We start from the raw sequence: 16,583 nt of genomic DNA on the forward strand, positions 1-16,583 counted from the left end.
CCACCTCCACATACGACAACCCCACCCCACCAGCCACCAACGCCACCGCCCCCGGCGACCGCGCCACCTGCGCCTCAAACAACTCCACCAACGACTCACCGGACACCTCGGCCGCCGTGTCGTTCCACTCCACCAACACCCGATGACGCTCGACCTCGTCCAACACCTCCACCTCACTCAGCCGCGTCAACGGCTCAGCGGTCACCGCCTCCAGCACTCGCACCAGGCGCGCCACCACCACCTCCGCCGACGACCGATCGAAAAGATCCGCCGCCGCCACCAACGACCCCCGCAACCCACCGGGTCCGGGCACCTCCTCCACCGTGAAGTCCAGATCGAACTTCGCCGCCGACATCCCTGCCGAGACCTCTGCCGACACGGCTGCGGACACGCCCTCGGCCCGCGTTCCCGGCAGCTCCAGCACCGCCTCGGCGTTGTTCTGCACCTTGAACATCACCTGGAACAGCGGATGCCGCGCCATCGACCGCGCCGGCGCCAGCTCCTCCACGAGCCGCTCGAACGGCAGCTCCTGGTGCGCGAACGCGGTCCACCCGACCTGCCGCACCCGGGACAGCACGTCGATGAACGTCGGATCGCCGGACAGGTCAGTCCGCAGCACCACGTTGTTGACGAAGAAGCCCACCAGGTCATCCAGAGCGACGTCCGTACGACCGGCCACCGTCGTGCCGATCGGGATGTCCGTCCCGGCCCCCAGCCGCGACAACGACACGGCAAGCGCGGCCTGCACCACCATGAACATGGTCACGCCCTCGGACCGGGCCAGCTCCGCGAGCCGCGCGTGCACCTCCGCGGACACCTCGATCGGCACCGTGTGGCCACGGTGCGACGCCACCGCCGGCCGCGGCCGATCGAACGGCAGCTCCAGCTCCTCCGGAACACCGGCCAGCGTCTCGCGCCAGTACGCCATCTGAGTGGAGACCAGACTGTCCGGGTCCTGCTCGTCACCGAGCAGCTCACGCTGCCACAGCGTGTAGTCCGCGTACTGCACCGGCAGCGGCTCCCACGCCGGGGCCTGCCCCTGGCAGCGCGCCGCATAAGCCAGCGACACGTCACGCGCCAGCGGCCCCATCGACCATCCGTCACTGGCGATGTGATGGACGACGACCACCAGCACCCGCTCATCCGTCCCGGCGGACTCGAACAGCCACGCCCGGATCGGCACCTCCGACGACAGGTCGAAGGCGTACGCGGCCGCCCCCGCCACCACCGCGGGCAGCTCGTCGGCAGCGACCTCGGTCACCGCCAGCTCCCACGCCAGCTCCTCGAAGGCCACCACTTCCTGGTACGGCTCCCCCTCCGCCACCGGGAAGACCGTGCGCAGCACTTCGTGCCGCTCGATCACATCCCGGAGCGCCAGCCCCAGGGCATGCCGGTCCACCGCTCCCGACAGCCTCAGCACGACCGGCATGTTGTAGGTCGCGCTCGGCCCTTCCGACTGAGCGACGAACCACAACCGGCGCTGCGCGAAAGACAACGGAATCATCAGGACTCCTTCTGGGTACGCATGGGCCGCAACGCCGGCCTCGCTGACTTGAGATGGCCGAGCTGTCGTGCAAGTCCCGCAACCGTCGGGTCCTCCAACAGGACCTTCAACGGCACCTCCACTCCCAACGCCGCCCGGATCCGGCTGACCAGCCGCACCGCGAGCAGCGAATGCCCGCCCAGCGCGAAGAAGTCGTCATCGACCCCGACGCTCTCCAGACGGAGCACCTGCGCGAACGCCTCGCACAAGATCTCTTCCTCGCGGCTGGCGGGTTTTCGACGAGCGCTCACGCGGTACTCGGGAGCGGGCAACGCTCTGCGATCCAGCTTGCCGTTGACCGACACCGGCAGCGCGTCCAGCCCGACCACGGCGGACGGCACCATGTACTCCGGTAACCGCTCTGCCGCGAACCGCCGCACCGTCTCGGCATCGGCCATGGCGGGGACCACGTAGGCCACCAGCCGCACATCCCCCGGCGCGTCCTCCCGCGCGACCACCGCGACCTGGCCGACACCGGGGCAAGCGGCCAGCACCGTGCTGACCTCACCCGGCTCCACCCGGAACCCACGGATCTTCACCTGGTCATCCGCCCGGCCCGCGAACATCAGCTCGCCCCCGGCCGACCAGCTCACTCGATCCCCAGTCCGATACATCCGCTCACCGGCCCCGAACGGACACGCCACAAACCGCCCGGCGCTCAATCCCGCACGACCGGCATAGCCGCGCGCCAGCTGTATCCCGGCCAGATACAGTTCGCCCACCACCCCCGGCGGCACCGGCCGAAGAAACTCATCCAGCACGAACACCCGCGTGTTGGCCACCGGCCGCCCGATCGGCACCGACTCACCAGGAACACACCGCCAGGCGGTCACATCAATCGACGCCTCCGTCGGACCGTAATAGTTCTCCAGCCCCACCCCATCCAGCACCTCGGAGAACCGCCGCACCACATGCGCGGGCAGCGCCTCACCGGAGCAGACCACCCACCGCAGGCCGGTGCACCCCGAGGCGGCGGGCTCGGCCAGGAACACCTCCAACATCGACGGCACGAAATGCGCCACCGACACCCGCGCAGAACGAATCAGCTCCGCCAAATACGCCGCATCCCGATGCCCGCCAGGACGCGCCAGCACTAACACCCCACCCCACAACAACGGCCAGAAAAACTCCCACACCGACACGTCGAACCCGAACGACGTCTTCTGCAGCACCCGCTCACCAGCCGCCAACCGCAAGCGCTCCTGCATCCAAACCAGCCGGTTCACCACACCCGCATGCGGCACCACCACCCCCTTCGGCCGACCCGTCGAACCGGAGGTGAACATCACATACGCCGCGTTCCCCCCATCCAGCGCGCCGCCACGCTCGTCCTCCGTCAGCGGCTCGCCCGACAGCCCCGCCGCGTCCTCCACCTCGACCCGCACCGCACCGGCAGGCAGCCCCACACCCGCCGAAGCGATCACGCACGCGGCACCGGTCTGCTCCACCAGGTAGGCCATCCGCTCCACCGGGTAGTCCGGATCCACCGGCAGATACGCCGCCCCCGCCTTGAGCACAGCCAGCAGCGCGACCACCAGATCGACACCACGCTCCAAGCACACCCCCACCACCGACTCCACCCCGACACCCCGCCCCACCAACAACCGCGCCAACCGGTTCGCCCGCCCATCCACCTCGGCGAACGACAACTCCACCCCGTCACCGACCACCGCCACCGCATCCGGAACCGCCGCCACCCGCGCCTCGAACAGCTGCGTCAGCGTCGCGGGCGGCACCTCGGCGTCCGTCGAGTTCCACTCCACAAGCACCTGCCGCCGCTCCCCGGCATCCAGCACATCGACGCCGCCCAACCGCGTCCGCGGCGCGCTCGTCAGCACATCCAGCACTCGCACCCACCGCGCGACCAGCCTTTCGACCGACTCCCGATCGAACAGATCCGCGGCAGCCACCAGAGATCCGCGCAGCCCCATCGCCGTTCCCGAGGGGCCGGCCACCTCCGCCAACCCCAGCTCCAGATCGAACTTGGCGGCCGCGGCCACCGGCAGCCCCGAAGCCCCCACACCCGGCAGCTCCAGCTCCGCCTCACCGGTATTCTGGAGCGTCAGCATCACCTGGAAGAGCGGATGCCGAGCCATCGACCGTGCGGGCGCGAGCTCCTCCACCAGCCGCTCGAACGGCACCTCCTGATGATCGAAGGCGGCCAGACTCGCCCTCCGCACGCGCCGGAGCAGCTCCCGGAACGTCGGATCCCCTGACAGGTCCACGCGTACGACCAGGGTGTTGACGAAGAAGCCGACCAGGTCCTCCAGCGCCTCATCCGTACGCCCCGCGTTCGCCGCACCGATCGGGATGTCGGTCCCCGCGCCCAGCCGCGACAGCAGCACCGCCAACGCGGCCTGCACCACCATGAACGTGGTCACGCCCTCGGCCCGCGCCACCTCCACCAGCCGCGCATGCACCTCCGCCGGAACCTCCACCGGAACCGAGTGCCCACGATAAGAAGCCACCGCCGGCCGCACGTGATCCACCGGCAACGCCAGCTCCTCCGGCGCCCCCGCCAACGCCTCCCGCCAGTACGCCACCTGCCGCGACATCACGCTGCCGCCGTCACCCTCGTCCCCGAGAAGCTCCCGCTGCCACAACGCGTAATCCGCGTACTGAACGGGCAACGGCTCCCACCCCGGAGCCACACCACCACACCGAGCCGCGTACGCCACCGACACATCCCGCGCCAACGGCCCCAACGACCACCCGTCACCGGCGATGTGATGGATCACCACCACCAGCACCTGCTCCCCCGACCCGTCCGAAAGCAACGAGGCCCGGATCGGCAGATCCACGGTCAGATCGAAGGCCCGCCCCACCACCTCCGCCACCGCGGCGTCGAGCTCGGCCGGAGCCACCTCGGCCACGGCCAGCTCCCAGTCGGGCTCGTTCACGACCTGCTGGTACGGCTCCCCGTCCACCTCGAGATACACGGCCCGCAGCACCTCGTGCCGCCCGAGCACATCCCGCAGCGCGGCGTTCAACGCCGCCCGATCAACACCCCCGGAAAGCCGGAGCACAACCGGGATGTTGTACGTCGCGCTCGGCCCTTCCAGCCGCCCCAGGAACCAGAGCCGCCGCTGCGCGAACGACAACGGCACCCGTTCCGGTCGCTCCATCGCCGCCAGCGGAACACGGGCATCCGGGACACCGCCGAGCCGAGCCGCCAGCCCGGCCACCGTCGGGGCCTCGAAGAGCAGCCGCAGGGGTACCTCCACCCCGAGCACCGTCCGGACCCGGCTGATCAGCCGCACCGCCAGCAGCGAGTGCCCGCCCAGCGCGAAGAAGTCGTCCTCCACCCCCACCTCGGCCAGCCCGAGGATCTCGGCGAAGACACCGCAGAGCAGCTCCTCCTGCAGGGTCGCCGGACCACGCCCCGCGCCGCCCGCGAACTCGGGAGCAGGCAGAGAGCGGCGATCCACCTTCCCGTTCGCCGTCAGGGGCAGCGCGTCGAGTGCCATCACCGTGGCCGGCACCATGTACGCGGGCAAGTGTCGCCCGACAAATTCCCGCAAGTCAGGAATGTCGGATGCGGCGTGCCCGTCAGCCGGGACGACGTAGCCGACCAGCCGCACCCCGCCACCGCCCGGATCCTCGCGTACCGCCACGGCCGCCAGCGCCACCCGGTCATGGCGTTCGAGCACCGCCTCGATCTCGCCCAGCTCGATCCGGAAGCCCCGCACCTTGACCTGGTCGTCGACGCGCCCGAGACACTCCAACGTCCCGTCGGCCTGCCACCGCGCCAGGTCACCGGTCCGGTACATCCGCTCGCCGACCGGGCCGAACGGCGCGGCCACGAACCGCTCCGCGGTCAGCCCCGGTCGACGCAGGTAACCGCGCGCCAGTTGCACGCCCGCCAGATACAGCTCGCCCGTGACCCCGGGAGCCACCGGCCGCAGCGCCTTGTCCAGCACATATGCCCGGGTGTTCGCGAAGGGCCGCCCGATCACGACCGGTCCTTCGCCGACCGCCGCCGACGTCGCCCACACGGTGGCCTCCGTCGGGCCGTACATGTTCTCGGCCCGCGCGCCGAGAACCTGGATCCGGGCGGCCAGCTCCCCCGGCAGCGCCTCGCCGCCGACCAGCATCCGCACCCCATCCGGCCAGGCGCCGGCGTCCAGCAGGGCCCGCCACAGCGACGGCACCGCCTGCATGACCGTCACGCCGCCGTCCCGCACCAGGTCCAGCAGAGCGGCCGGGTCGCGTACCGTCTCCCGTGGCGCCAGCAGCACCCGGGCCCCGCGCACGAGCGGCAGGAACAGTTCCAGGGCCGCGATGTCGAAGGACACCGTCGTCACCGCGACCAGGCAGTCCGCACCGCCGAGCGGCACCCGCTCACCGGCCGCGCCGAGGTGGTTGACCAGCGCCCTATGGGAGATCACCACGCCCTTCGGACGGCCTGTCGAACCCGAGGTGTAGATCACGTACGCCGGGTGGTCGGGCGATGGCGTCTCCCCGCTCCGAAGAGGTTCGCCGGCATACGTGCCGTCCACGACGAACGTTTCCACTTCCGACGGCGGCAACAGCGCAGCCGTGCCCGGCGAGGCGAGAACCACGACCGGGGCGGCGTCACGCAGCATGTAGGCAACCCGCTCCGCCGGGTACTCCGGATCGATCGGCAGATAGGCGCCTCCGGCCTTGAGCACCGCCAGCAGGGCGACGACCAGGTCCGCATCGCGCTCCATGGCCACCGCGACCACCGACTCGGGCCCGACACCACGGCGGCGCAGCAGCCCCGCCAACCGCGAGGCCCGCTCGTCCACCTCCGCATACGACAACGTCACACCGCCGGCGACCACCGCCACCGCGTCCGGCGTACGGCCCGCCTGCCCCTCGAACAGCTCCGTCAACGTCGCACCGGGCACCTCGGCCGCCGTGTCGTTCCACTCCCGCAGGACCCGCCCCAGCTCGGTCGTGTCCAGGACCTCCACCGCGCCGAGCGCCAGGTCCGGCCCCCCGTCCAGCGCGTCCTCCAGCGCCGCCACGAGATTCCGCGCGGCGGTGAGTGCCAGCACCCCCACCGCCCTGGCGTCGATGGGGGCGACCGCGTCCACGGTGACCGCGAGCTCGTCCCCGTCGTCCTCGACCGCCACCCCGAGCGGATAGTTGGTGCGCTCACGGGCGAGCAGCAGCCGGATCCCCTCAGGCGCCCGCCTGCCGTCGCCGCCCCGCCCGGTGTTGTGCCGGTAGTTGAGAAAGGAGGTGAACAGCGGCGCGTCGCCCACCACGCCGCTGGCCTGCCGCGCGACCGTCAGCGGCGCGTGCTCGTGCTCCATGAGCCGGGCAAGCTGCCCGCGCATGGCGGCCACGGCGCTCAGCACGGTGAGCTCGTGCGTGCGTACGCGTACCGGAAGGGTGTTGATGTAGGGCCCGGGAACCTGGCCCGCGGCGAGCCCGGCGTGCATGCGGCCGAACAGGACCGTGCCGAAGACCACGTCGTCCCGGCCGGACACCGCCGCGACCACCCGCGCCCAGGCCACGTGCAGGAGTGTCGCGGCGCTGACCCCGAGCCGCCGGGCGACCGCGCGCAGCCGCCGCTCGACCGCCGCGGGGAACGGCACCGCCTCCCGTACGACGCCGCTTCCGTCGCCCCGGGCCTCCACCAGCCCGAACGGGGCGGTCGGCTCGGTCACGTCGCCGAGCAGGTCGGCGAAGTACCGTTCGTGATCGGCCTGGCCGGCGGCGCGGGCCTGGGCCACGAAGTCGCGGAACGGCAGCGGCTCGGGCAGCTCCGCCGCGCGGCCGTCGAGGAAGGCCAGGACCTCGGCGAGCAGCACCTCCAGCGCCATGTGGTCCTGCACCATGTGGTGCACCCTGACCAGGGCCGCCCGCCGGCCGCCCGGCAGGGCCGCCGTGTGCACGCCGATCATGGGAGCGCGGCCCAGGTCCATGGACGCGCCGCCGCGCGCCACCAGCTCGGCCACCGGGTCGGCGCCCGACGGGTCCAGCGTGACCTCTTCGACGGGCAGGACCGCGTGCCGCCACACCACCTGGACGGGCTCGCGCAGGCCGTCCCACACGATCGAGGTACGGTAGATGTCGTGCCGGTTCACGACCTGCTGTAACGCCCGCAGGAAGGCGTCGAGGCGGTCGCGGTCGCCGAACTCCAGCACCGTCGGCATCACGTACGCGTCCTGGCCGCCCTCCGCGAGGAGGTGGTGGAACAGGAGCCCTTCCTGGAGCGGCGCGAGCGGATACACGTCGGCCACGTTGGGGGCGCCGCCCTCGACGGTGGCCACGACCCGCGCCACCTCTTCGGCGGTCAGGTCCAGCAGCGGCAGCATCTCGGGGGTGATCTCCGTCGCCCCGGCGGGGATCAGGTTGCCGGGCACCGCCACCCGCTCCACGCCCGCCGTCGCGGCCAGGCCGGCCGGGGTGGGAGTCTCGAACAGGGCGCGTACGGGCACGTCCACGCCCTGGGCGCGCAGCCGCTCCGCCAGGCGGATGGCGAGCAGCGAGTGGCCGCCGAGCGCGAAGAAGTCGTCGTCCACGCCGACCTCGGGCAGCCCCAGGACGTCGGCGAACGCCGCGCACAGCAGCTCCTCGCGCGCGTCGAGCGGGCCCCGGCCGGTGCCGGCCGCCGCCGCGAGGTCGGGTCTCGGGAGGTTCTTGGTGTCGACCTTGCCGTTGGGCGTGAGCGGCAGCTCGTCGAGGGTCATCACGGCGACGGGCACCATCGACTCGGGCAGGTGCTCGCGGGCGAACGCCTTCAGCTCGGCCGCGTCCACGACGGCCCCGGGCGCGGGCACCACGTAGGCGACGAGCCGGCGGTCCTCGGCGGGGCGGGGCACGATGACGAGCTCGCCGTGGGCGGCCCAGCGGGCCCGGTCACCGGTGCGGTACAGCAGCGTCCCGTCGGCGGTGAACGGGTTGGCCACGAACTGCTCGGGGCTGAGCCCGGCGGCGGCCACGTACAGGTCGCCGACGACGCCGACCGGCGCGGGGGTGAGGTACTCGTCCAGGACGTACGCCCGGGTGGCGAGGGGCCGCATGTCGGCGGGCACCGGGACGGACGCGGAGGAGACCTTGTTCCACTCCACCAGCACGCGGCGCCGCTCGGCGGGGTCGAGGACGTCCACGGCGGACAGGCGTACCGACGGGTCGACGGCGACCTGCCCCAGCACCCGGGTCAGCCGCCCGGCCAGCGCCGCGACGGTGTCCCGGTCGAACACGTCGGCCGCCGCGGTGATCACGCCGCGCAGCCCGGCCGGGGCGCCCGCCGTGTCCTGCAGCTCGCCGAACGACACCTCAAGGTCGAACTTCGCGCCCAGCGCCCCCGCCGCGGCAGCGGGTGCGGCGGGCGTGCCGGTGACGGCGCCGGCGGCGTTCTGCAGGGTGAGCATGACCTGGAACAGCGGGTGCCGTGCCAGCGAGCGGGCCGGCGCGAGGTGCTCGACGACCTTGTCGAACGGCACGTCCTGGTGCTTGAACGCGGCCAGGTCCGCCTTCCTGACCCGGGCCAGCACCTCGCGGAAGGCGGGGTCGCCGGACAGGTCGGTACGCAGGACCAGGGTGTTGACGAAGAAGCCGACCAGGTCGTCCAGCGCCTCGTCGGTGCGTCCGGCGACGTCCGTGCCGATCGGGACGTCGGTTCCGGCTCCGAGCCGCGACAGCAGCACGGCGAGTGCGGCCTGCAGGACCATGAACACGGTCACGCCCTCGGCGCGCGCCACCTCCGCGAGCCGGGCGTGGACGGCGGCGGGAATCTCCAGGTGCTCGCTCAGCCCCCGGTAGGAGGCCACCGGCGGGCGGGCCCGGTCGAAGGGCAGCGCCAGCTCGGCGGGCGCGCCGGCCAGCGCCTCGCGCCAGTGGGCGAGCTGGCGGGAGACGACGCTCCCGGGGTCCGCCTCGTCGCCGAGCAGCTTGCGCTGCCACAGCGTGTAGTCGGCGTACTGGACGGGCAGCGGCTCCCATTCCGGGGCTTTCCCGGCGCGGCGGGCGGCGTAGGCGGTGGCGACGTCCCGGGTGAGCGGGCCCATCGACCAGGCGTCGCCGGCGATGTGATGCAGCACCACGACCAGCACGCGCTCGTCCGGCCCCGCCGAAAGCAGCCAGGCCCGGATCGGCACCTCGCGGGCCAGGTCGAACGGGTGCCGCGTGGCCGCGGCGACCGCGTCGTCCAGGTCGGCGGGTGCGACCTCGGCGGCCGACAGCTCCCACGCCAGCTCGTCGAGCGGGACGATCCGCTGGCACGGCTCGCCGTCCACGGTCGCGACCATCGTGCGCAGCGCCTCGTGGCGCCCGATCACGTCCCTGAGCGCGGCGTGGAGCGCGTCCCGGTCGACCGGCCCGGGCAGCGGCCGTACGACGGGGATGTTGTACGTCGCACCCGGCCCTTCGAGCTGTCCGAGGAACCACAACCGGCGCTGCGCATACGACAACGGGATCATCGGGACTCCTCCTGGGTGCGCATCGGCTGCAACGCCGGTCTGCTCGATCTCTCGTCGCCGAGCCGCCGCGCGAGCCCGGCCACGGTAGGCGCGTCGAACAGTGCCGCGAGGTCGGCCTCGACGCCCAGCACCGTCCTGATCCGGCTCATCAGCCGCACCGCCAGCAGCGAGTGCCCGCCGATCGCGAAGAAGTCGTCGTCGACGCCGACCTCGGGCAGCCCCAGGACGTCGGCGAACGCCGCGCACAGCAGCTCCTCACGGGCGTCGGCGGGGGGACGGCCGGCGCCTGCCGCGTACTGCGGTGCCGGCAGGGCCCGGCGGTCGAGCTTGCCGTTGACCGTGAGCGGCAGCGCGTCCATGGTGACGACCGCGGCCGGCACCATGTGGCCGGGCAGCCGTCCGGCGGCGAAGCTCCGTACGGACTCGGCGGGGTCGTCCGCGCCCGCGGCCGGCACGACGTAGGCGACGAGGCGGACGTCGCCCGGCGCGTCCTCGCGGGCGATCACGGCCGCCTGCGCCACCTCCGGATGCGCGGCCACCACGGCCTGCACCTCGCCCGGCTCGATCCGGAAGCCGCGGATCTTCACCTGGTCGTCGGCGCGACCGGCGAACACGAGCCGGCCGCCGGCGTTCCACCGCGCCCGGTCGCCCGTCCGGTACATGCGCTCCCCGGCCGGGCCGAACGGCGAGGCCACGAACCGCTGCGCGGTCAGCTCCGGCCGGCCGAGGTAGCCTCGGGCGAGCTGCCCGCCGGACACGTACACCTCGCCCGCGGTCCCGACCGGCACCGGGCGCAGCCGTTCGTCGAGCACGTACACGCCGAGTCCCGGGATGCCGCGGCCGACGACGCTGCCCGGGGCGTCGCCGCGGGCGTTCAGCTCGTGGAAGGTGACGTGGACGGTCGTCTCCGTGATGCCGTACATGTTGATCAGCCGCGGGTCGTCGTCGCCGTGGCGCTCCCACCAGCCGGCCAGCCGCGCCGGATCGAGCGCCTCGCCGCCGAACACCACAGCGCGCACCGCCGCGACCGCCTCGGGACGGCGCTCCTCGACGGCCATGAGCTGGTAGAACGCCGACGGGGTCTGGCTGAGCAGCGTCACGCGCTCGCGTTCGACGAGGGTGAGGAACCTCTCCGGCGACCGGGACACCTCGTACGGCACCACCACGACGCGCCCGCCGTGCAGGAGCGCGCCCCACAGCTCCCACACCGAGAAGTCGAACGCGAACGAGTGGAACCAGCTCCACACGTCGTCGGGGCCGAACTCCAGCATCCCGCGCGTCTGCGCGAACAGGCGGGTGACGTTGGCGTGCGTGACGGCCACGCCCTTGGGGCGGCCGGTCGAGCCGGAGGTGTAGATCACGTACGCGGGGTGGTCGGGCGAGAGCGGCTCGCGCCGCGCGGCCCCGGGTTCGGCCGGGTCGTCCACGAGCAGGCAGGGGATGCTCTCCGGCAGGTGATCGCGCAGGGCCCCCGAGCTGAGCACGTGCCGGGCTCGGGCGTCGGCCAGCGAATACGCGATCCGCTCGGCCGGGTAGGCCGGGTCGATCGGCAGGTACGCGCCGCCTGCCTTGAGCACGCCGAGCGCGGCCACGACCAGGTCGATCCCGCGTTCCAGGCAGACGCCGACCACCGACTCGGGGCCGACGCCGCGCCCGATCAGCAGCCTGGCGAGCCGGTCGGCGCGCTCGTCGAGCTCGGCGTAGGTCACGCTGACGTCGCCCGACACGACGGCGGTCGCGTGCGGTGTCCTGGCCACCTGGGCCTCGAACAGCTCGGGCAGCGTGGCGGGCTCGGCCTCGACCGGGGCCGCGTTCCACTCGGTCAGCACCCGCCGCCGCTCGTCGGCGTCGAGCACCTCCACCGAGCCGAGCCGGGTTCGGGGGTCGGTGACGAGTTGCTCCAGCAGCCGGGTGAGGCGGGCCGCGATGCGGGCCACCGTGGGCGGGTCGAACAGGTCGGCCGCCCCGATCAGCGCGCCGCGCACGCCGGCGGGCGTCCCCTGGGGGTCGAACGTCTCGCCGAGCCGCAGGTCCAGGTCGAACTTGGCCGCCGGCGTCCCGGCGGCCAGCTCGTCGGTGTGAACCTCGGGCAGGTCCAGCTGCGCTTCCCCGGTGTTCTGCAGCGTGATCACGACCTGGAAGAGGGGGTGGCGGGCGCGCGACCGGGCCGGGGCCAGCTCCTCGACAAGCTTCTCGAACGGCACGTCCTGGTGCCCGAGCGCCGCCAGGCTCGTCTCCTTCACCCTCCCCAGCAACTCCCGGAAGCTCGGATCGCCGGACAGGTCGGTCCTCAGCACGAGAGTGTTGATGAAGAAGCCGACCAGGTCGTCCAGGGCCTCATCCGTACGCCCCGCGTTGGCCGTGCCGATCGGGATGTCGGTCCCCGCGCCCAGCCGCGACAGCAGCACCGCCAACGCGGCCTGCACCACCATGAACGTGGTCACGCCCTCGGCCCGCGCCACCTCCACCAGCCGCGCATGCACGCCCGCCGGGATCTCCACCGGCACGCCGTGCCCGCGATGCGAGGCCACCGCCGGACGCGGCCGGTCGATCGGCAGCTCCAGCTCGTCGGGGAGGTCATTCAGCGCGTCCCGCCAGTACGCGACCTGGTCCGCGATCAGACTGTCCGGGTCCTGATCGTCGCCCAGCACGTCACGCTGCCAGAGCGCGTAGTCGGCGTACTGCACCGGCAGCGGCGTCCACTGCGGCGCCCGCCCATCCCTGCGGGCCGCATAGGCCATGGAGAGGTCCCGCGCCAGCGGCGCCCGCGACCACCCGTCACTCGCGATGTGGTGGATCACCACCACCAGGACCCTCTCGTCCGGCCCCGCCTCGAACAACCAGGCCCGGATCGGGACCTCAACAGTGAGATCGAACGGATGGCTCGCCGCCTCCGCGACCGCGGCGTCCAGCTCGGCCGGCGCCACCTCGGCCACCGCCAGCCCCCAGCCAGGGTCGTCGACGACCTGCTGGTAGGGCTCACCGTCCACGGCGGGGAACACCGTCCGCAGCACCTCGTGCCGCCCGATCACATCCCGCAGCGCCAGCCCCAACGCCTCGACGTCCACCTCCCCGCCCAGCCGCAGCACGATCGGGATGTTGTACGTGGGGCTGGGCCCCTCAAGCTGGCTGATGAACCACAACCGCTGCTGCGCGAACGACAACGGCACCCGCTCCGGCCGCTCCATCACCGTCAACGGGACCCGGGCCTTCCCGGCCTCCGCCAAACAAGCCGCCAGCGCGGCCACCGTCGGCGCCTCGAACAGCACCGACAGGGCCAGCTCGACACCCAGCAGCGCCCGCACCCGGCTGACCAGCCGCACCGCCAGCAGCGAGTGGCCGCCGAGGGCGAAGAAGTCGTCGTCCACACCGACCTCAGTCACGCCCAGGACCTCGGCGAACGCCCGGCACAGCAGCTCCTCCCGAGCCGTGGCCGGTCCTCGGCCGGTGCCGGTCGTGTGTTCGGGGGCGGGTAGCGCCCTGCGGTCCACCTTGCCGTTCGCGGTCAGGGGGAGCGCCGGCAAGGCCACGATCGCCGATGGCAGCATGTAGTCGGGCAGCCGATCGGCGAGGAAGCGGCGCACGAGATCAGGAAGCCCGTCATCACCGACGACGTACGCCACGAGCCGGGTGTCACCGGGCGTGTCCTGCCTGGCGATCACGGCCGCACCGGATACCAGCGGGTGCGCGCTCAGCACGGCTTCGACCTCGCCGGGCTCGATGCGGAATCCGCGGATCTTCACCTGGTCGTCGACTCGGCCCAGGAACATCAGTTGCCCGTCGGAGGTCCATCGCACGCGATCGCCGCTGCGGTACATCCGGGCACCGGGCTCGTACGGGCAGGCCACGAACCGCTCCGCGGTCAACCCCGGACGTCCGACATAACCGCGCGCGACCTGCGCACCGGCGATGTACAACTCACCCGCCACCCCAGGCGGAACCGGCCGCAACCACTCATCCAACACATACAGACGGCAATTGGCGATCGGACGCCCGATCGGCACCGACTCCCCGACCTCATCACCCGCCCGCACCTCAAACACACAACACCCGACCGTCGTCTCCGTCGGCCCATACTCATTCACCACCACCGACCCCGGAGACCCCGCCAACCACGACCGCACCAACCCACCCGGCAACGCCTCACCACCCACCACCCACGTCCGCCCGACATCCCCCCGCACCGACTCGGCCAACAACGCCAAATGCGCCGGAACAACCTTCACCAACCCCAACCCACCCGACAAAACCCCCGCCAGACCTTCAGCACCACCCTCCGCACTCACCGCCACCACCGCCCCCGACACCAACGGCACCCACACACTCGTCACCGTCAGGTCGAAGGCCATCGACGAATGCAACGGCGCCCCACCACCCACCCGATAAGCACCAGCAGCCCAGCCCACATAGTTGGCCAACCCTGCCTGGGTGACCACCACGCCCTTCGGCCGGCCCGTCGAACCGGAGGTGTAGATGAGGTAGGCCGCCTGCTCGCCGAGCATCACCCGCTCGGGCCTGGTCGCGGGCGCGGCGGCCAGTCGCATCTCGGTGAAGGTGTCGTCCAGGGTGAGCATGCGGCTGCGGCCCGCGGGCAGTTCCTCGGCGATCTCCGCGCTCGTCACCGTCACCACCGCACGGCTGTCGGCCAGCATGAACGCGATCCGCTCCACCGGCTGCCGGGGATCAATCGGCACATACGCCGCCCCCGCCTTCCACACCGCCAGCAACGCGACGACCAGATCGACACCACGCTCCAAGCAGACGCCCACCACCGACTCGGCCTGAACACCCTCGCCGATCAGGACATGCGCCAGCCGGTTGGCCCGCTCATCCAACTCCCCGTAAGAGACCTCGGCCCCGTCGGCGACCACCGCCACCGCACCCGAATCCTGCGCCTCGAACAACTCCAACACGGGGATGCCCGTGTGCTCAGCCGCCGTGTCGTTCCACTCCTCCAGCACCCGGTGCCGCTCGTCCGCGTCGAGCACGGCAACCGCCTCGATCGGGGATTCCGGGTCGGTGACGAGCAACTCCAGCACTCGCGTCAGCCCCGCCGCGATCCGGGCGACCGAATCGGGATCGAACAGGTCGGCCGCCCCGATCACCGAGCCTCGCACCCCTCCGGGCATCCCTTCAGGGTCGAACAGCTCGCCGAGGCGTACTTCCAGGTCGAATTTGGCCACTGACGTCCCTGCCGGGACGCCGCCCGCCCGCACGCCGGGCAGCTCCAGCACGGCCTCGGCGATGTTCTGGAGGTCGAGTTGCACCTGGAAGAGGGGGTGGCGGGCGCGCGACCGGGCCGGGGCCAGCTCCTCGACAAGCTTCTCGAACGGCACGTCCTGGTGCCCGAGCGCCGCCAGGCTCGTCTCCTTCACCCTCCCCAGCAACTCCCGAAAGCTCGGATCGCCGGACAGATCGGTGCGCAGAACAAGCGTGTTGATGAAGAAGCCGACCACGTCGTCCAGCGCCTCATCCGTACGCCCCGCGTTGGCCGTGCCGATCGGGATGTCGGTCCCCGCGCCCAACCTCGACAGCAGCACCGCCAACGCCGCCTGCACCACCATGAACGTGGTCACGCCCTCGGCCCGCGCCACCTCCACCAGCCGCGCATGCACGCCCGCCGGGATCTCCACCGGCACGCCGTGCCCGCGATGCGAGGCCACCGCCGGACGCGGCCGGTCGAAGGGCAGCTCCAGCTCCTCCGGTACGCCCGCCAGCGTCCTGCGCCAGTAGGCCGTCTGGGCAGTGATCAGGCTGTCCGGGTCCTGATCGTCGCCCAGGAGATCGCGCTGCCAGAGCGCGTAGTCGGCGTACTGCACCGGCAGCGGCATCCACTGCGGCGCCCGCCCATCCCTGCGGGCCGCATAGGCCGTGGAGAGGTCCCGCGCCAGCGGCGCCCGCGACCACCCGTCACTCGCGATGTGGTGCAGGACGACCACCAGGACCCGCTCGTCCGGCCCGGCCTCGAACAGACAGGCCCGGATCGGGACGTCCACAGTGAGGTCGAACGCGTATGCCACGGCCTCAGTGACTGCGGCGTCCTTTTCCGCCGGCGACACCTCGGTCACCCGCATCGCCCACTCAAGCTGGTCCGGCTGGAGCACACGCTGGTACGGCCGGCCGTCGGCGACCGGGAAGACCGTGCGCAGCACCTCGTGCCGCCCGATCACGTCCCGCAGCGCCAGGCCGAGGGCGTCGCGATCCACTTCTCCCGACAGTCGCAGCACGACAGGGACGTTGTAGGCGGTGCCAGGGCCCTCCAACTGGGCGATGAACCACAACCGCTGCTGCGCGAACGACAACGGCACCCGCTCCGGTCGTGCCGCCGTCGCCGTCAACGGGATACGTGCCGTTCCCGCCTCGTCCAGCCCTGCGGCCAGCCCGGCCACGGTCGGCGTTTCAAACAGCGCCCGGATCTCGATCTCCACGCCCAGCAGGGCGCGGATGCGGCTCACCAGCCGCACGGCGAGCAGTGAATGACCGCCCAGCTCGAAGAAGTCGTCATCCACCCCGACCCCGGGCACCCCCAGGACCTCGGCGAACGCCGCGCACAACGCCTCTTCCCGCGGACCGGACGGCCCACGACCAGCACCCGCGACAGCAGCACGATCCGGAGCAGGCAAAGCACGACGATCCAGCTTGCC

3 protein-coding genes are annotated in these 16,583 nt (G+C 72.2%); all 3 read right to left on the reverse strand.

Annotated features, from left to right (window positions below; translation table 11 throughout):
• Positions 1-1,504: condensation domain-containing protein (locus ACIBQ1_RS61350; RefSeq protein ID WP_397292758.1), on the reverse strand; the 1,504-nt coding region annotated here is incomplete at its 3' end.
• Positions 1,504-9,939: an amino acid adenylation domain-containing protein gene (locus ACIBQ1_RS61355; protein ID WP_397292759.1), complete on the reverse strand. Its 8,436-nt coding sequence runs from the start codon at positions 9,937-9,939 to the stop codon at positions 1,504-1,506. The genes ACIBQ1_RS61350 and ACIBQ1_RS61355, both read right to left, overlap by 1 nt.
• Positions 9,936-16,493 carry an amino acid adenylation domain-containing protein gene (locus ACIBQ1_RS61360; RefSeq protein WP_397292760.1) on the reverse strand — a complete coding sequence of 2,186 codons (6,558 nt, stop codon included), beginning with the start codon at positions 16,491-16,493 and terminating at the stop codon, positions 9,936-9,938. Before ACIBQ1_RS61360 ends, ACIBQ1_RS61355 begins: the two co-directional genes overlap by 4 nt.
• Positions 16,494-16,583 lie beyond the last annotated feature (90 nt).

It is taken from the genome of Nonomuraea sp. NPDC050153 (assembly GCF_044460125.1).
Taxonomy (GTDB): Bacteria; Actinomycetota; Actinomycetes; order Streptosporangiales; family Streptosporangiaceae; genus Nonomuraea.

Bases quoted from the DNA above. Each gene is read 5' to 3' on its own strand.
- ACIBQ1_RS61355 (WP_397292759.1), bottom strand. From the start codon at position 9,939: ATGATCCCGTTGTCGTATGCGCAGCGCCGGTTGTGGTTCCTCGGACAG.